We start from the raw sequence: 17,373 nt of genomic DNA, 5'->3' as shown, positions 1-17,373 counted from the left end.
CTTCTTTCCATCACTCTCAAGTTGTATCTTCTTTAATTCATCTCTTCATTACCCATCGATTCTTCTCCTTCATACTCTTCTGAGATATCGCCTCCAAAGCGGCGTTGAGGGGGAATCGCTGCGATAATCGCATCAATCACCTTGGCAACGGGGATAATTTCTAAGCCCAAATCGTCCGGAAACGCTTGTCCTTTAGGCACGATCGCGCGTTTAAACCCTAGTTTAGCCGCTTCTTTGAGCCGCAATTCCATTTGGGAGGCTAAGCGCACCTGTCCGCCTAAACCGACTTCTCCTATTAATACGGTACGCGGATCGACGACGCGATCGCGAAAACTAGCAACCACAGCAATCGCAATTCCCAAATCCGCCGCAGGTTCTTCCACGCCCAATCCGCCAGCAGAAGCGACATAAGCATCCAATTTTGATAGGGGAATGCCGACTCGCTTTTCTAGGACTGCCAGAATTTGTTGTAGGCGGTTGTAATCTACCCCCGTCGTCGAACGTCGCGGCGAAGCATAGCTAGTCGGACTGACTAAGGCTTGCAACTCGACGACAATCGGACGAGTTCCTTCGCAGGCAACTACCGTCGCCGTACCGGGGGCGAGTTCGTCGCGGTTGCCCAAAAATAACTCAGAAGGATTGGCGACTTCATCTAAGCCATGCTCTACCATTTCAAAGATACCGATTTCGTGGGTGGCTCCGAAGCGGTTTTTCACCGAGCGCAACAGACGATGAGAGGCATAGCGATCGCCTTCAAAATATAGCACTGTATCGACTAGGTGTTCCAATACCCTCGGACCTGCGATCGCTCCTTCTTTAGTCACATGACCGACAATAAATAAAGTAATATTCTCTCGCTTTGCCACCTGCATCAATGCCGAAGTACATTCTCTCACCTGAGCGACCGAACCGGGAGCAGAAGTTAGCGAAGCAAAATAAAGGGTTTGAATACTATCGATAATTGCCACCTGGGGTTTAAGAGATTCCAATTCTCGGAGAATTTCTTCTAAATCGGTTTCGGGGAGAACGTAGAGATTGGAATTTCCCTCTTGGAGTTTGTCTTGTGAGGATTGATGACCTTTTTTCGCCTTGCCATTGCTCGTATCTTCCTGTTCGCAAGAAGATGTCTGAGTTACGCCCAGACGAGAGGCACGTAACTTAACCTGCTGTCCCGACTCTTCGGCGGATACATAGAGAATTCTGGGCAATCGCTGAGATAACTGGTTGGCGACTTGCAGCAATAGCGTCGATTTGCCAATGCCGGGATCTCCCCCAATTAGCACCAGCGAACCTGGAACGATTCCCCCGCCTAGCACCCGATCCAATTCTCCATATCCAGAAGGAAACCTGGCTTGAACTTCGTGGGCGATTTGCGAGAATTTGACAGATATTCTTGGCTGAGCGGGTCCCTTGGTTTTGCCAACCGTGCGTGTAGACGATTGCCAGCCCCCTCGACTAATTCCAATCGAATTTTGCATGACAACTTGCTCTTCCAAGGAACCGTAGACTCCACAGCTCGGACATTTGCCAAACCACTGCGGCGATTCTGCTCCACAGGCACTGCAAACATAAATTGTTCGAGATTTCGGCATTTGAAGTTTTTTTAAAAAATTGTTAAATCCATTCAGATAAAGAGCAAAATATCCACCAGTCTCAACAATTAAGTAAACCTTAAAAAAAATGCCCAATCGAGCCAATATACAAGGCAATTTAGGGTTAATAATAACGGGAAAGAGATATTCTAGTAACAGAGGCACTCAAAAATTAACTTAAGAATTAGCAAATTTATTTAAAAAAGGAGTGTTGAGTAACTTGGAGATTCATAAAGAAAAAATCTTGGTTGTAGATGACGAAGCCAGCATCCGCCGAATTTTGGAAACTCGTCTCTCCATGATTGGCTACGATGTCGTTACGGCTGCCGATGGAGAAGAAGCCCTCGAAGTCTTTCATCAGACCAATCCAGACTTGGTAGTCTTGGATGTAATGATGCCCAAGCTCGATGGCTATGGCGTTTGTCAAGAACTCCGCAAGGAATCTGATATCCCCATCATTATGTTAACCGCTTTGGGAGACGTTGCCGATCGCATTACGGGTTTGGAGTTAGGGGCTGATGACTACGTAGTCAAACCTTTTTCTCCCAAGGAATTAGAAGCTCGCATTCGTTCGGTGCTGCGACGAGTCGAAAAAAATGGCACCCCCGGCATTCCCAGTTCTGGGGTGATTCATGTGGGATCGATTAAAATCGATACCAACAAGCGACAAGTTTACAAGGGCGACGAGCGCATTCGTTTGACTGGAATGGAGTTTAGCTTGCTAGAGTTATTAGTCAGCCGTTCTGGAGAACCTTTCTCGCGATCGGAGATCTTACAGGAGGTGTGGGGCTATACCCCCGAACGCCACGTCGATACCCGCGTCGTTGACGTTCACATCTCTCGCTTGAGGGCAAAGTTAGAAGATGACCCTAGCAACCCAGAATTAATTCTCACCGCGCGGGGAACGGGGTATTTATTTCAACGAATTCTAGAACCCGGAGAAGAGTAAATTGGTCATTTGTCCTTTGTCATTCGTCCTTTGTAGACTGAACTAATGACCAATGACTAATGACTCATGACGAATGATTAAATCCGATCCCAATCGAGTGTTGCGGCTGCTTCCTTTGCTTGTTGGCATTTTGGGAGGAATATTGCTGCTCCTTAACCGTTTGACAACCACTCAGCTTACAGAATCTCAAGCTCGTTCCGACGTGCTGGGTACGATCCTCAGTGCTATATTGATTCTAGTCGGTTTGCTTTGGCAGCAAATCCAGCCGCGATCGTCCGATGCGGTCACTTTGATTGGCAAAGAGGGAATGGAGTTGGCTTCGGAGTTGCCCGATGCGGTTAAAACCGAATTGGCTTGGGCATCGCATCTCTTATTAACCAATACTGTAACAAAATCCTTAGTCGTTTACTACCAAGGAAAAGTTCTCCTGCGGCGGGGAATATTGGCAGATAATCCCCATGTAAAACCCGGTCAAATCGTTCGGCGAGTGTTGGAGACTCACAAACCAATTTATTTGGTCGATCTCAAACTTTTTCCAGGACGCATAGAATTTGATTATCTGCCAGAAAATACCCAAGGGCTGATCTGCCAACCGATGGGCAACGGAGGCGTTCTCATTTTAGGGGCTAATGCACCCCGCAGCTATACCAAGCAAGACGAAAATTGGATTGAGGGAATTGCGGACAAATTGGGAGAAACCCTCAGTCGCTATAGCCATGAAATTGCCGCTTGCGAAAAATAAACGGGATTCAATCCAAAAGTTCAATCCTCCTTGCGATCGCGTCAAATGATTTGAAGATAGCACGGCTAAATTTTAAAATTTTGATGAACTTGGTGAAAATACGTAGACAATATATCGGTGAAATGTTATCAAAGTACTGGTAGGGGTTAATTGGTTAGTGGGATTGATAGAGGTCATTTATACAGTAAAAGATTAATTCGTTCCGTAAAAATCGCTATATAAATAAGCTCTCAGTCCCTCTTATTTTTTTAAGCTTTCAGCACTAGCATAAAAGCAAGCTAAAAAGTAAAATATACCTTTAGAAAAAATTTGAAGCTGTTCATGAGAGAGCGGCAAATAGAAAAAAATCGCAATTGCATATCGCAGAATTTACGACTCAAAACTTCTCTGCCAAACCATCAGGGAAGTCATTGGCAGCCCCAACAACCGAGCGAACCATCTTTCTATTATTTTGCCTATGGCTCTTGTATGTGTCCGGTGGATTTAAAGCGATCGCTCGGCGAAAATACTCATCACTACGTCATCGGAACTGGAGTTGTTAAAGGCTATCGTCTCGGATTTTATCGCCGCTCTCTACGTCGTAACTGCGGTGCTTTAGATATCGTTCCCGATCCTAGTTCTTGCGTTGAGGGGGTATTGTATAATTTACCTTGGAGATTGAGCGATCTTCTCGACGAACGAGAAGAAATTCCCCGCAACGGATACCGCCACGAATTTGTAAATGTGTACCATGGTACACAAATTTATCGCAACGTTCGCACTTATGTCGTCGTCGATAAACTAGAAGAAGAATTAGCACCTAACGACTGGTATTTGAATGTAGTCATTCGCGGTGCGGTGACTTGCGGACTCTCAGAAGAATACCGCTGGAAATTGTTCCATCACATGTACCAGCTACAACAAAAGTCAAAATCGATCGAGTTACAATAACAAAGAACAAAAAACGCTATGTGATAACTTGTCCGAGCAACAGCAACCCCAATTATCGCCGACAACCGCGATCGCAACCGATGACGCTCTCAGAGCGACTACAGAAGTATGGTTTGAATACGCCGTTCGCGCTCAACCCCATCATACAGACTACGGCGGGGTGGTCTGGCACGGTTCTTATCTTACCTGGATGGAAGAAGCGCGAGTCGAATGCTTGCGATCCATGGGCATAGATTTTGCCGATTTGGTAAGGTTAGGTTGCGACTTACCCGTAGTCGAAATGTCCATTCGCTATCATCGAGCCATGCGCTTAGGAGAAGCGGCTGTCGTCAAAACTCGCATGACCGAGATAGCAGGAGTCAGAATTAATTGGGACTATAAAATTCAGATGCTACAGGAAGAAGAATTGTATTTGACAGGGAGAGTTACCCTAGTTGCGATCGATCGCGAGAAAGGCAAAATCATGCGTCAGCTACCTCCAGCCGTAAAGGATGTCTTGATGAGGCTGATTAAATAGTAGAGATTAAAGCTTGCAGATATAGCCATGTCAAACCAATTTTCCGACTACAAAAATTTACTTGCCGAGTTGATAAATCGCTATCGCGATCGCGTCGATTTTTTAGCCATTCGCATAGAACAAGCAGAAGGAACGAATATCTTATTGCGAGCAGACAAGGTAGAAACCCTTAGCGAAGGCATTTCGATTGGCGGCCAGGTGAGAGCAGCTTATAAAGGCGGTTGGGGGTTCGCTACCTTTAACCAATTATCTACCCTAGCCGATCGCGTCGAAGAAGCCATTGCCGCTGCCAAAATGGTAGGAGAAGAAGAGACGATTCTCGCCCCAGTCGAACCCGCGCAAGTCGTTTGCCAACTGCCACTAACCGGAACCGATCCGCGTCACGTGCCGCTAGAGCAGAAAAAAGCCCTCTGCGATCGCTACAATGAGCTTCTTCGCGCCTATAGCGATCGCGTCGCTACCACCTCCGTCCGCTACGGCGATACCACCCAGCGCGTTATTCTTGCCACTTCTGAGGGAACCTTAATCGAGCAATCCTGGGCAGACATGGAAATGCACTTTTCCGCTACCGCTAGAGATGGAGAAATCGTGCAGACGGGGCGAGAAACAACAGGTTCTCGCAAGGCTTACGAAGATTTAACCCAGCTAGACGAACAGGTGCGGGGTGCCGCTCAACGGGCAGTCAATGCGCTTTCCTTGCCATCAGTCAAAGGCAATACTTACACCGTTGTCATCGATCCCATTCTCGCAGGTTTATTCGTTCACGAGGCGTTTGGACATCTCTCGGAAGCGGATATGCTCTACGAAAATCCCGACTTGTTAGAAGTCATGAGTATAGGGAAACGGTTCGGTCCCAAAGAGCTGCAAATCTTTGACGGCGCTGCCCCTACCCTCCTTGATAAGGAGGGTGCCGAAGGCGGGGGAATACACCGAGGCAGTTATTTCTACGACGATGAAGGAACCCCTGCAACAACCACTCAATTGATTAAAGATGGCGTATTAGTCGGGCGGTTGCATTCCCGAGAAACGGCAGGTAAGTTGGGCGAACAGGCGACGGGAAATGCTCGTTGTCTCAATTATCACTATCCCCCAATCGTTCGCATGACCAACACTTGGATCGAGCGAGGCACGATACCCGTAAAAGAGTTATTTGCGGGAATTCAAGAAGGAGTATACGCTCGAAATTGGTTGGGTGGCATGACCAATGGAGAAATGTTTACCTTTAGTGCGGGAGAAGCGTGGATGATTCGCGATGGCAAAATTGCCGAACCCGTGCGCGATGTGACGCTATCGGGAAATGTATTTAAAACCCTGGCAAATATCGAAGCGATCGGCGATGATTTCTACTGGGATGAATCGGGCGGTTGCGGCAAGGGCGGACAAAGCGGTTTGCCCGTCGGTTGCGGCGGTCCGAGTTTGCGAATTCGCGATGTCGTCGTGGGAGGCGAGGCAATGTAACATTAATCGGCAATCGTAGTATTATTGGATGACTTTGCAAGTCGTTAAGTTTAATAGTTAAGATGAACGATATCTTCGCAAAATTGACGGTAGCCACTGCTCTATGTAGTTTAAGTTTTACGGCGATCGCGTCTCAACCGACCCAAGCAGCTACCGTCTTTTGGGATTTGGAGTTTTTTGACTCTCCTAGTGGCGAGCCAATTTAAAAAATGAGGGTTACAAATAAATAACTAAAACCTTAATCAGAAAAGTGTTTTCCAATCCAAAATCCAAAATCCAAAATGGTATGACAAACACAATTGATGAAGGGTATGTAAAATATCAATGTCATTGGATTGACTCGCTACCCCTTTCTAGTAATCAAATTCAAGACCTCAATCGATGGAGAAATAAACTCTATCAATTGGGTTTAATTGGCGAATATCCTAATGGCATAGGATTTGGCAATCTCAGTATTCGCCATCCCGACAAAACCAGCCAATTTATCATTTCTGGTACTAAAACGGGAGGGTTGCCCATCCTAAACGAACAACACTATACGACGGTTATCGATTACGATTGGGAGCGAAATTATGTAACATGTGAAGGTCCGATTCAAGCTTCTTCAGAAGCATTAACCCATGCGGCTGTTTATGAAGCCAACCCAAAAATTAATGCAATTATTCACGTTCACCATCTCAAACTCTGGCAAGAATTAATGGATAAAGTCCCAACAACGGCAAAAAATATTGCTTACGGTACGCCAGAAATGGCAAAGGAAATTATTCGATTGTGCCGAGAAGAGAATTTGGGTGAAACGCAAATTTTAGTGATGAGCGGACATGCAGAAGGAATTATTGCTTTTGGCAAACAATTGGATGAGGCAGGGAGTTTGCTGTTGCAATACTATAAAGATTTCGTTAAATCTTAATCTTATTTATGATGCTTTCAATGCCTGTTTCAGTTTCGCACAAGCTTCTTCAATTTTGTCGATGCTGCCAGGGTTGACTAATCCATAATAATCAAAAACATACACGCGATCGCGCTGAGTGGCTTTCAATTGACTCCAGAAAGGTTGGGCTTTAAATTCTTCAAGTAATTTTTGTCTGAATGGTTCTACAATTAACAAGACTTCTGGATTAGCTTGGAGGATTTTTTCAGGAGAAAGCGTAATATAACCAGGGAAAGGAGATTTTCCCTGCAATTCTGCTGCTAAATTTTTCGCATTAAATTTCGCTAATAAATCGCCCGCCCAACTATTTTTATTAGGAGCTAAAATCGGTTGACGGCTGACTAAAACTAAAGTCGATAAATTTTGTTGGGGAATATCGGTTAAAAAGGTTTGATAGCGTTCTAATAAAGGAGTTGGATCGGCACCAATTTTTTGAGCTAAATCTTGAGTAATTTCTGTTAAGGCATTCCAATTATTTATATCGGTAGCCAGCGTAGCAATCCCCAACTCTTTTAATTTGTTAAGAGTTTGGTCGCTAAATCCTTTAGCACCGATGACTAAATCGGGTTTGAGAGCAACAATTTTTTCTAAATTAGGTGGGGTTTGTCCTTCACTAACTGTAGGAATATTTGTAAAGCGATCGCTCGATTTGAGCAAGCTACTGCCTGCAATTCCAACCAGTTTATTTTTATCTAACCGTTCGATAATATCGGCGGTTAGCGAAGTTAAAGCTACCACTCTCTCAGCCGATTCGACAGAAGAATTGGAAGAAATGGCAGGAAGATTGACATTTTGATTTTGTGCCGTACCGCAGGCAATTAAAAGGATGCTGCACAGAAAAGCTAAAAGCTTAGTTAAGCAATGACGAGACATAATTCTGACTTCAGTTCTGCTTGAAGTCTAAAGGAAATCGAGACCAGATCGCAAACGAGCTAGAGTTTTACTACTGAATTTCCCACCAACCAAAAGCGGGTCCGATAAAGCGAATGGTCACCCAAATAACGGCTAGAGCACCGATACCAATCCATGCCACTCTTGTGGTTAATTTGTACAGGTTTTCTGCTTGACTTTTAGTTACTGGCAGCCAAGGAAAGATTCTTTCTTCTTGACCGTATTTATCGCCTAGTGCAGCTTTACGACGCTTAGCTTCACCCATAGCCGAACTCTTACATGTGTTTCAGCGTATTTTTTCCCCTCGATTCTATCACGCGAACTCTTCTATTTGGGAAATAGATGTTGTTTGATTACGTCCAAACGAGAGCAGTGCCAGTAATCGATGTGAGAGACAATCATTTCTTGTTCGTCGAGCTTTAGTTCGCTTCTGCCAGGGATGGTAATGCGAGGTTTCCAAGGAATGGGAGTCGTCCAGTTGAGCGTCCATTCAGTGTGTATGGTATCTCCCTCTCTCCGAATGTCGTGGAGATCCATTTTAATGTCTTGAAACCAATTACTCATAAAACCAATCATCTCTTTATAGCGTGCAATTCCCCGAAATTCATTGAGAGGATCTTTGAAATAAACGTTTTCGGCGTAGATACTATAAGTTTGATCGGCGGGAAATCGCTGATAGTCGTCTTTGAGAATTTCGATAATATCCATCTCAATTTGTACTTTTTAGCCTATATGTAGCAATTCGATTTGAATGGCGGACGGAGTGCGAGCAAGACGCTCTCACTCCATTTTTACAAATCATTTAGGTTGGTTATAAACTTTTGATATGCCTGTCCGTTAAGTATTGGTTGTAGATGTGGCGAACGATCGGATGGCTCCAGACCATGGGAACGATGTTGTCTGCTTTTTAAAGACAATTAGATTGTTCAAACAGCGACCTATTTTAAGTAAGTAGACAAATATGACAAATATTAATTACACATTTTCTTCCCTTTTCCAAATCTTCGGGGATGAATTGAATTTTGCCTAGATACTTAAAAACAATAGTTCGTTCGATCTACAGGCAGATCGGCATCCTTCCTCAAGTCTCCTTCTTTTAGGAATGCTAGATCTATGCCTGCATGACCAAACAATTAACCATTAATGAAACAGCGTTGCTGCCTAACCAAGCTTGCGAGTCTAGTAACCTATATCTTTGAGCTAGCCTTCATAGACTCAAATAATTGCAACTTGATTTGACTCGCTTTAAGACCAACCTTTTTCTGCTTGAGACAAGACATAATTGGCTACGTCATCGATTTCTTGCTCGCTCAAGCGACCCGCAAAAGCTGGCATAGCATTTTTTCCTTTGGCAATCTGAGTCTTAATTGCTTCTAGTGAATTCATGCTGTACTTCTCTAAATCGCCTTTTTGCAGCGTTTTCGCTGCATTGACTACATTCTTGCCACCGGCATGGCAAGCAGCGCAATTAGCAGAAAACAACTTAGCTCCTTTGGCTAAATCTCCAGCTAAGGCAGGACGAGTAAAGGTTAAAGTAAACAATGCCAAAACTAGCAAGCTTAAAGACAAAAATCTTTTCATTGAGTTCTCCTCTCGTTTGCGTATCGAACCGTAGATTATCGTCGGCAACGGTCGATCTTTTGTCAAAAGACAAACTGTCGAACTTCTGTAGTAGGATCTTTTATGGATCTAAAACAAGCAAATTTTAGGACTCCTGTCAAAAGACAGACTGTCAAACTTTTGTAGTTGGGTAATTTTACTGAGCAAACAAAAATGTCGAAGAAATTAGCTGTATTACTTGCCACCATTTTGCTAGTCATTTCTAGCTTCGTTATTTCCGCTGCTCCTGCTGCGGCAGAAACCTATACAGTCAAAATGGGTTCGGACAGCGGCTTGCTGAAGTTTGAACCCGACACCTTGACCATCAAAGCAGGCGACACCGTAAAATGGGTGAACAACAAGCTGGCTCCTCACAACGTGGTTTTCGACAGCAGCAAAATGGATGAAGCTGTAGCCACCAAAATGTCTCACAAAAATCTTGTCTTCTCTCCCGGCGAATCCTATGAAAGCACCTTTGACGAGCCTGGAGAGTATACTTATTACTGCGAACCCCATCGCGGTGCGGGTATGGTTGGCAAAATTATTGTGAAATAATTCGGAATTCAAAATTCCTAGAGGCATTCCACGAACGTCTCTACTGACTTCGATTCGATTGACTGCTCCAGCAATAGAAGCAAGAGAAGAAAAACCCCACAGAATTGAGCTGTGGGTTTTTTTGTGGCATAAATATATGCAAAATCAGCATCCAGAGTGTTTTTTGAATTAAGTTCGTTTGAGAAAGGTGCAAGATCTTAGTTTCTTGTTATTATCTCGTTGCGATCGCGAGTTTTGGGATTGCGATTGAAGCTTTGCGAGTACTGTCTACCTTGGTTAAGTTATGCTCGATCTGAAAGCTATTTAAATCTATCAATTTTTGAGATCGATCTGAGATTACAAGAGGAGAAAGTGACATCCGTAACGCCAGAAATCCGACAGAGAGTCGAACGACTGCGGCAACAACTGCTTAAAGCTAACTATGCTTACTACGTTCTCGATAACCCTATTATGGAGGACTCGGTTTACGACCGACTGTATCGAGAACTGCAAGATTTAGAAACCCAATATCCCGAACTGATCGTACCCGATAGTCCAACTCAGCGAGTAGGAGATCGACCTGCCTCTCAATTTACCTCCGTTCGCCATAACATTCCTCTCTACAGCCTAGAAAACGCATTTAGTCTAGAAGAATTGGCTAAATGGCAGGAACGCTGGCAGCGTGTAGTTCCCGATATCAAACAAGTTGAATACGTTTGCGAGTTAAAAATCGATGGAAATGCTTTAGCATTGACCTATGAGAATGGCGTATTCGTGCGAGGAGTCACGCGGGGAGATGGCGTTACTGGGGAAGATATTACCCACAATGTCCGTACTATTCGTTCTATTCCTCTGCGATTGCACCTAGAAACGCCGCCACCGATTGTAGAAGTACGAGGAGAAGCATTTTTACCTCTCGATGAATTTGACCGAATCAATCAAGAACGAGCACAAGCCGGAGAACCTCTCTTCGCTAACCCCCGCAATGCTGCTGCCGGGACGCTTAGGCAACTCGATCCCAAAATAGTCGATAAGCGACGATTGAAGTTCTTTGCCTATACCTTGCACCTTCCCAACCATAACACGCTCAAATCCCAATGGGAAGCTCTAGAGTTTCTCAAAGAAATGGGATTTGCTGTCAATCCCAATTGTAAGCTGTGTCAGTCTTTAAAAGAAGTAGAGGAATACTTCCAATACTGGGAAACGGGAAGGCGAACCCTACCCTACATGACTGATGGGATAGTTGTGAAGATAAATGACTTTCAACTGCAAGAAAAACTCGGCTTTACGCAAAAGTTTCCTCGTTGGGCGATCGCGCTTAAATATCCCGCCGAAGAAGCTCCTACCATAGTAAAAGAGATTGCCGTCAACGTAGGACGCACTGGGGCAGTCACGCCGATCGCGATTATGGAACCCGTGCATCTAGCGGGGACGATCGTGCAAAAAGCTACTCTTCATAATAGCGATCGCATTGCTCAATTAGACATTCGCGTTGGCGATACGGTTATCGTTCGCAAAGCGGGAGAAATTATTCCCGAAGTCGTCCGCGTTATGCACGAACTGCGCCCCCCCGATAGCCAACCTTTTCAAATGCCAACCCACTGTCCCGAATGCGGTTCGCAATTAGTGCGCCTTGCTGGCGAAGCCGTAACGCGGTGCGTCAATAGTTCCTGCCCGGCTATTTTACGCGCTAGCATCGTGCATTGGGCTTCTCGCGATGCTTTAGACATTCGCGGATTGGGAGAAAAAATCGTAATTTTACTGATTGAAAATGGATCGATTGAGTCAATTGCCGATTTGTATGACTTAAAACCCGAACAAATCGCTTCTTTAGAGAGAATGGGAACCAAATCTGCCGAGAATTTAGTCAATGCGATCGCCCAAAGTAAAGAGCAACCTTGGTCTAGAGTTCTTTACGGATTGGGCATTCGTTATGTCGGTAGCGTTACGGCTAAATTATTAGCCGATAATTTTCCCTGTGTCGAACAATTATCCCAAGCTTCGATTGCCGCCTTAGAATCCGTTTACGGGATCGGTGCAGAGATTGCTGAGTCCGTATACGATTGGTTTAAAATTCCTGCCAATCAAATGCTAATTCGGCGTTTACAAGCGGCAGGCTTACAGTTGGCTAGTACTTCCACCTCAAAAGGCGATCGACCTAGGGCTTTGGCAGGTAAAACCTTTGTGATTACTGGAACTCTGCCAACTCTCACCCGCGATGAAGCCAAGGATTTAATTGAAAAAGCAGGCGGAAAAGTCACAGGTTCGGTCAGTGCTAAAACAGATTATTTAGTCGTGGGAGAAAAAGCCGGTTCTAAACTAGAAAAAGCCCAACAGTTAGGAATTACTCAACTTACGGAATCTCAATTATTAGACATCCTGCAAAAATCATAAAATTTAATTCCTATTTGGGAAAAGGGGGAAGAAAAAACTTCTATATATCTTTTTCCCTTGTCCCTTTTCCGGCATCTAGATTAATGGATTGTCTGGGTCGCGTCGCGTTTCTTGGTGCAGTCAATAATTCTCTAATACTCTGTACTGACGATCGCTAAACTGTTATCTTGGACATAAAAGCGATCCATCTAAAAGTTAACTCACTACCATGCCAACGCGGGATCTTCACTTTCCAACCTCTCCCGATCTGGAGTTGCCCTTTCCGGCAAGGACTGCCTCAGTTAGCCGCACTACAAAAGAAACCGACGTAAGCGTAAGCCTCAATCTCGACGGACGAGGAAATTGTAAGGCAGCGACGGGCATTCCTTTTTTAGATCACATGCTGCACCAAATCGCTTCTCATGGGTTAATCGACTTGGAAGTTCGGGCAACGGGAGATATAGAAATTGACGACCACCACACCAATGAAGACGTAGGAATTACACTAGGTCAAGCCTTGGCAAAAGCGTTGGGCGATCGCAAGGGCATCGTTCGCTTCGGTCATTTTCTCGCCCCTTTAGATGAAGCCCTCATTCAAGTGGCACTCGACTTTTCGGGAAGACCGCATCTGAGTTACGGGTTACAAATCCCTACCCAACGAGTAGGGACTTATGATACCCAGTTGGTCAGGGAATTCTTCGTTGCCTTGGTCAACCACAGCCAAATGACGCTTCATATTCGCCAATTGGATGGTATCAATTCTCATCACATCATTGAAGCTACTTTCAAGGCATTTGCTAGGGCGACGCGAATGGCGATAGAAATCGATCCCCGTCGCGCCGATGCCATTCCGAGTTCTAAAGGAGTTCTGTAAATGCTTCTCAATAGCAGAGCAAAAGAAGATTGAAAAAAAACATAGCGTCTTGGCGCGAGAAAAAATGGGATTGGATCGACAAAAACTCGCAGCAGAACTCCTCAAATTTTCCGATAACCAAACACTGCAACAATTATCAATTTATCTCTACGAAATTATCCCTTCGACCAACCAAATTCTTTGGGAACTGCTCGACGATCGCAACCTCAAACCTCCCCTAGCAGCGATCGCTGCCGAACAAACCGCAGGACGCGGACAGTGGGGGCGGCAGTGGCAATCTCAGCGAGGGGGACTGTATCTATCCGTTGCCATAAATCTTAATATTCCGGCAAGCGATGCGCCCCATTTAACCCTTTTTAGCGCTTGGGGAATTGCCGAGGCATTGCGCTGCCACGATCTACCCGTTTTTTTGAAATGGCCCAACGACCTAATCTTGGAGGGACGCAAACTGGGCGGCATTAAAAGCGAAACCCTCATCCAGCAAGGAACGATCGCTCAAGCCGTTATCGGCGCAGGCATTAACTGGAAAAATCCCGTACCGGAAGTAGGGATTAATCTCCAGTCTTTTCCCGCCATTCATTCTCTCGAACAGTTAGCCGCGATCGCAATTTATGGCATATTTTTTGGATATCAACACTATCTATCCAATGGGGTAGAAATTTTGCTACCCTCGTATTTAAACCTTTTACAAAGTATCGGACGCGAAGTGACAGTCAATGGCAGTCCTGGAGTCGTCGTCGGCGTAAATTCTAAAGGAGAGTTGCGAGTGCGGCTGCATTCCCCAGGAGCTACTACAGAAATTCATCTACCATCCGGTACAATAAGTCTCGGTTACGACGATCAACTCTAGGTCAATTCAATCTACTGTAGAGGAGTGAGGCAGCAATGAGTCAGCCATCGTCCCAAGATGCAAATCCCGTCAATCCCAAAAATCCTGTCCATCCCTATCGCCTGCTCAAACAAGGTATGGGATTAATGGGCGGACTCAGTATTCTGGCGAGTGGATTAGTCTGGATCCCAGCCAAAGCAACTACTAACACATTTATCGTTCCAGATCCTTCAACTCCTTCAGATCCACCGCCAAAAGCGATCGACCTCGCTCCAAAAGCTCCGGCAAAGCGCATTAAACCGATTGTCAGAGAAAATCCTGTAAAAACTACGGTGACTCGAACCGCCCCGATTGAGGTTCCCAAACCTTCCACAAAAACGCAACTGTCCGCTCCTAAAGTTTCTACCTCTTCCTCGACTGCAGAAAACGACGCTTCGGGGATTCGCCACCTCATTCGCCAACCTCAGTCAACTCAGACAAGCAATGTTTCTAGGCTGGCCAATCTGGGAAAGAATAGCTACATCGACCCAACCAACTATAGCCGAGACGAAGCCGAAAATTACGCAGCTCCAAGCGCTGTGATTATGAGCGATCGCGCCACGGGATGCATCAGCATTGCTCAAAATGGAAAACTGACCAACGGCACCTGCGGCAGCACAGCCAAAAAGCAAGGCGCGATCGCGACGAGAACCCGACCGGCGTCATCCCTAATCCAAGTCGCCAGCAGGGCAAAAACTTCAGGAAGGCTGAAATCTACCAGCTATCAAGCTCGCCCAACCGCGATTGGTTCGGTCGTTAAGCCGCCTGCTTCTATTACCTTAGCTCCCGTTTCCAAGTACAATCGAGCAACGATAACCTATCACTATCCTCAAGATCCTCAAGTCCCCTCCCAACACCACAGAACGTCCCTCATTTTCCCCTTACCCATTCCTGCTAATATTACCTCTGGTTTTGGCTGGCGAATTCATCCCATCACGGGCACTAACAGAATGCATGAGGGAACCGATATCGGCGCACCGCAAGGAACTCCCGTACTCGCTACTTACCACGGCGAAGTAGCTGTCGCAGATTGGATAGACGGCTACGGATTAACGGTGATTGTACGCCACGAGAAGGGCACTCAAGAATCTCGTTATGCCCACTTATCAGAAGTTTTCGTCAAACCCGGCGATTGGGTAAACCAGGGAACCGTTATCGGACGAGTTGGTAGCACGGGAATGTCTACAGGTCCCCACCTCCATTTTGAATGGCGACATCTGACAAATGAGGGTTGGGTAGCCGTAGATGCGGGACTGCATCTCGAATATGCCCTAGAGAATCTGATGCGTGCCATGCAGATGGCAGATACCAACACCGAACCGCAAGGGTAAATATCGATCCGACCAACTTGTTTTGAGTTGCGAAAAGTGCCAGATTTCTGACACTTTTGTTTTTATTAGTCAGAAAATTTCGCTCCAATAGCAATGAGTTCTTCTATAGAAATCGACAATTCTCCGTCCGTCTTTCCGGTGAAGCTTTGTGTGTAGCGATCCCAAAAGGATTACAATACTCAAGTTTGCGCGATCGCTCGTTGGCAACAATCTGGTTGGTTGCGAGAAAGGGCCGCCTATTGGGGACTTCTTTAAGAACGGAGGACGGAGAGGACTGGGAGACTGGGGCTATCTACAGGTTTTCAAAACTCGTCAGGTTGAAATCACCTTTTCTCACCTGCAAAAAAAACTGCAAAAAGAAAAAGGCACTGCTAAAGAATACTACGAACTGGGCAGTATCTATTTAGTCTATTTAGATAAAAAATTATTTGTCCAAGCAATCAATCTCCTACAGGCAGGAACTTTTTGCGATATCTTGTTAATTTTTTTCAACAGAAATCGAAGGATAATATTTTTCGAACAAAGCTAGTAATTTTTGAGTTTCAGTAGTTATACTATAATCCTTAAGAACTCGTTGATAACCGGCTTTGCCCATTTCTGTAAGCCTTTCAACAGGAGTATCAATAGCAGAGCGCATTGCATTAGCAAGTGCCTCAATAGAGCCGGAAGGAACTAACCAACCACATACACCTGGCTCAACTAGCTCGGGGATGCCTGCAATATAAGTGCTGATGACAGGGCGCGAAAGTGCAAAGGCTTCCATAATTCCAACAGGTAGCCCCTCAGCAAAACTAGGCAGTACCATGACTTGAGCCTTCAAAATATGCTGCTGAACTTCTAAATTAGTGGCCCAGCCGGTAATTTCAATGTAATTTTCTAAATGAAATTGAACGATAAGATCTTCAATCTTTTGACGAAAAGGTCCATCCCCCACTAAGACGATTTTAAATTGTAATCCTTCTAATGCTAGTTGGTTAGCTGCCTCCACTAAAATTAAATGTCCTTTTTGTTCGGATAAACGGCCAACACACACAAAGCAAGGTTCTTGTGGCAATTGTACAAAGGGCTGGTTTAAAAACAATTTATCAACACCACAATGAACGATATGAATTTTTGCCCAATTAGTGTAGTCACACCAACGAAATAGCTGACTTTTTGTAAAAGAAGAAATTCCGAGGACAAAGGCAGCCTGTCGAATTTTCTCAGGAAGAGAGATCGCTTGTGGCCGATCGAATTCGTTGGGTCCGTGAACAGTAAAGCTATATTGTGGACCCCCTAAAGAATGGCACAGCAAGGCAACGGCAGCAGGATTGCTGGCAAAGTGAGCATGGACATGTTCAACTTGTAACTTTAACAACCATCGTAACAGTAGACAAGCTTCAGCGAAATAAACCAGATTAACAATCGTGCCGCGATCGGATTTCCAGCCAATTTTAAAGGTTAATTGTAATGTCCTCCAAAAAGCCAGAGGGCGAGTAAGAAAAGACCACAGCATACTAAAAAGAAGTTTAAAGGGACTTTCAGTCAAAATAAAACGAGTTTTTGTCAATTCTAGTCGATCGGCATCATCCTTAATTGGCAAATCTGGATAGCGAATAGAAAACCGACTAATAGGAATGCCGCAGGCTTCAAGCTCTGCAATTTCTCTACGAATAAATGTACAACTCGGATAGGGATACTGATTCATTAAATAAGCAATTTTCATAGGCTGACCTGAGTGTATTAGCTAGTACTTGAGGCTCCTATAGGCGGAACCGAAAACTGATTTGCGACATTGAAGATAA

General features: G+C 45.0%; 18 protein-coding genes and 2 pseudogenes. 14 read left to right on the top strand and 6 right to left on the bottom strand.

The features are described from left to right. Positions 1-32: 32 nt before the first annotated feature. Positions 33-1,592 (bottom strand): DNA repair protein RadA, encoded by a 1,560-nt coding sequence (gene radA / locus NIES593_RS17165; protein ID WP_073600763.1) that lies wholly within the window; start codon positions 1,590-1,592, stop codon positions 33-35. Positions 1,593-1,812: 220 nt separating this feature from the next. On the opposite strand from radA, the gene rpaB reads away from it, so the two are divergent. The 7 genes from rpaB (at position 1,813) to NIES593_RS17135 (ending at position 7,098) form a co-directional block, all read left to right on the top strand. Beyond that, complete coding sequence (gene rpaB / locus NIES593_RS17160; RefSeq protein WP_041392237.1) at positions 1,813-2,541, top strand: response regulator transcription factor RpaB; 729 nt, start codon at positions 1,813-1,815, stop codon at positions 2,539-2,541. 73 nt (positions 2,542-2,614) lie between these two features. Next, a complete protein-coding gene (locus NIES593_RS17155) occupies positions 2,615-3,283 on the top strand; it encodes a cofactor assembly of complex C subunit B (RefSeq protein WP_073600739.1) in 669 nt (222 codons plus the stop codon). Positions 3,284-3,604: 321 nt separating this feature from the next. After that, on the top strand, positions 3,605-4,213 hold the full coding sequence (locus NIES593_RS17150) for a gamma-glutamylcyclotransferase (protein ID WP_073600738.1): 609 nt from the start codon (positions 3,605-3,607) through the stop codon (positions 4,211-4,213). Between the two features lie 28 nt (positions 4,214-4,241). Further along, on the top strand, positions 4,242-4,730 hold the full coding sequence (locus NIES593_RS17145) for an acyl-CoA thioesterase (protein WP_073600737.1): 489 nt from the start codon (positions 4,242-4,244) through the stop codon (positions 4,728-4,730). A gap of 27 nt (positions 4,731-4,757) precedes the next feature. Further along, positions 4,758-6,188 carry a TldD/PmbA family protein gene (locus NIES593_RS17140; RefSeq protein WP_073600736.1) on the top strand — a complete coding sequence of 477 codons (1,431 nt, stop codon included), beginning with the start codon at positions 4,758-4,760 and terminating at the stop codon, positions 6,186-6,188. A gap of 62 nt (positions 6,189-6,250) precedes the next feature. Further along, a complete protein-coding gene (locus tag NIES593_RS24300; protein ID WP_175561168.1) occupies positions 6,251-6,394 on the top strand; it encodes a hypothetical protein in 144 nt (47 codons plus the stop codon). Positions 6,395-6,474: 80 nt separating this feature from the next. Beyond that, entirely contained in the window at positions 6,475-7,098 is a 624-nt protein-coding gene (locus NIES593_RS17135) for a class II aldolase/adducin family protein (RefSeq protein WP_073600762.1), read from the top strand. Between the two features lie 6 nt (positions 7,099-7,104). On the opposite strand, the gene NIES593_RS17130 is transcribed toward NIES593_RS17135, so the two are convergent. The 4 genes from NIES593_RS17130 to petJ all read right to left on the bottom strand — a co-directional run bounded on the left by NIES593_RS17130 (position 7,105) and on the right by petJ (position 9,591). Then, positions 7,105-7,992 (bottom strand): ABC transporter substrate-binding protein, encoded by an 888-nt coding sequence (locus NIES593_RS17130; RefSeq protein WP_073600735.1) that lies wholly within the window; start codon positions 7,990-7,992, stop codon positions 7,105-7,107. Between the two features lie 70 nt (positions 7,993-8,062). After that, positions 8,063-8,275 (bottom strand): DUF2839 domain-containing protein, encoded by a 213-nt coding sequence (locus tag NIES593_RS17125; protein ID WP_015144854.1) that lies wholly within the window; start codon positions 8,273-8,275, stop codon positions 8,063-8,065. A gap of 62 nt (positions 8,276-8,337) precedes the next feature. Further along, complete coding sequence (locus NIES593_RS17120) at positions 8,338-8,718, bottom strand: C6orf136 family protein (protein ID WP_073600734.1); 381 nt, start codon at positions 8,716-8,718, stop codon at positions 8,338-8,340. Between the two features lie 537 nt (positions 8,719-9,255). Continuing rightward, positions 9,256-9,591, bottom strand: a complete 336-nt coding sequence (petJ, locus tag NIES593_RS17115) for a cytochrome c6 PetJ (RefSeq protein ID WP_073600733.1) — start codon at positions 9,589-9,591, stop codon at positions 9,256-9,258. Positions 9,592-9,783: 192 nt separating this feature from the next. On the opposite strand from petJ, the gene petE reads away from it, so the two are divergent. The 7 genes and pseudogenes from petE to NIES593_RS25650 all read left to right on the top strand — a co-directional run. After that, positions 9,784-10,164 carry a plastocyanin gene (gene petE / locus NIES593_RS17110; RefSeq protein ID WP_073600732.1) on the top strand — a complete coding sequence of 127 codons (381 nt, stop codon included), beginning with the start codon at positions 9,784-9,786 and terminating at the stop codon, positions 10,162-10,164. Between the two features lie 351 nt (positions 10,165-10,515). Continuing rightward, the gene (gene ligA, locus NIES593_RS17105) at positions 10,516-12,537 is read left to right on the top strand and encodes an NAD-dependent DNA ligase LigA (RefSeq protein WP_073600761.1); all 2,022 of its coding nucleotides are present in this window, start codon (positions 10,516-10,518) and stop codon (positions 12,535-12,537) included. A 208-nt stretch (positions 12,538-12,745) separates the two neighbouring features. Further along, a complete protein-coding gene (gene hisB / locus NIES593_RS17100; RefSeq protein ID WP_073600731.1) occupies positions 12,746-13,390 on the top strand; it encodes an imidazoleglycerol-phosphate dehydratase HisB in 645 nt (214 codons plus the stop codon). A 64-nt stretch (positions 13,391-13,454) separates the two neighbouring features. Next, the gene (locus tag NIES593_RS17095) at positions 13,455-14,240 is read left to right on the top strand and encodes a biotin--[acetyl-CoA-carboxylase] ligase (protein ID WP_073600730.1); all 786 of its coding nucleotides are present in this window, start codon (positions 13,455-13,457) and stop codon (positions 14,238-14,240) included. A 35-nt stretch (positions 14,241-14,275) separates the two neighbouring features. After that, positions 14,276-15,589, top strand: a complete 1,314-nt coding sequence (locus tag NIES593_RS25280) for a M23 family metallopeptidase (protein WP_083602476.1) — start codon at positions 14,276-14,278, stop codon at positions 15,587-15,589. A gap of 113 nt (positions 15,590-15,702) precedes the next feature. Then, positions 15,703-15,844, top strand: a pseudogene (locus NIES593_RS25655) (transporter substrate-binding domain-containing protein); the annotation flags it as partial. Continuing rightward, positions 15,828-16,043, top strand: a pseudogene (locus NIES593_RS25650) (hypothetical protein); the annotation flags it as partial. The pseudogenes NIES593_RS25655 and NIES593_RS25650, both read left to right, overlap by 17 nt. Before the next feature lie 24 nt (positions 16,044-16,067). Here NIES593_RS25650 and NIES593_RS17075 read toward each other — a convergent pair. Beyond that, complete coding sequence (locus tag NIES593_RS17075) at positions 16,068-17,294, bottom strand: glycosyltransferase (RefSeq protein ID WP_073600729.1); 1,227 nt, start codon at positions 17,292-17,294, stop codon at positions 16,068-16,070. Between the last annotated feature and the right edge of the window lie 79 nt (positions 17,295-17,373).

The sequence above is a fragment of the Hydrococcus rivularis NIES-593 genome, from assembly GCF_001904635.1.
GTDB lineage: Bacteria > Cyanobacteriota > Cyanobacteriia > Cyanobacteriales > Microcystaceae > Hydrococcus > Hydrococcus rivularis.
Note: the sequence above shows the minus strand (reverse complement) of the source record. Positions and strands in the feature narration are given on the sequence as shown.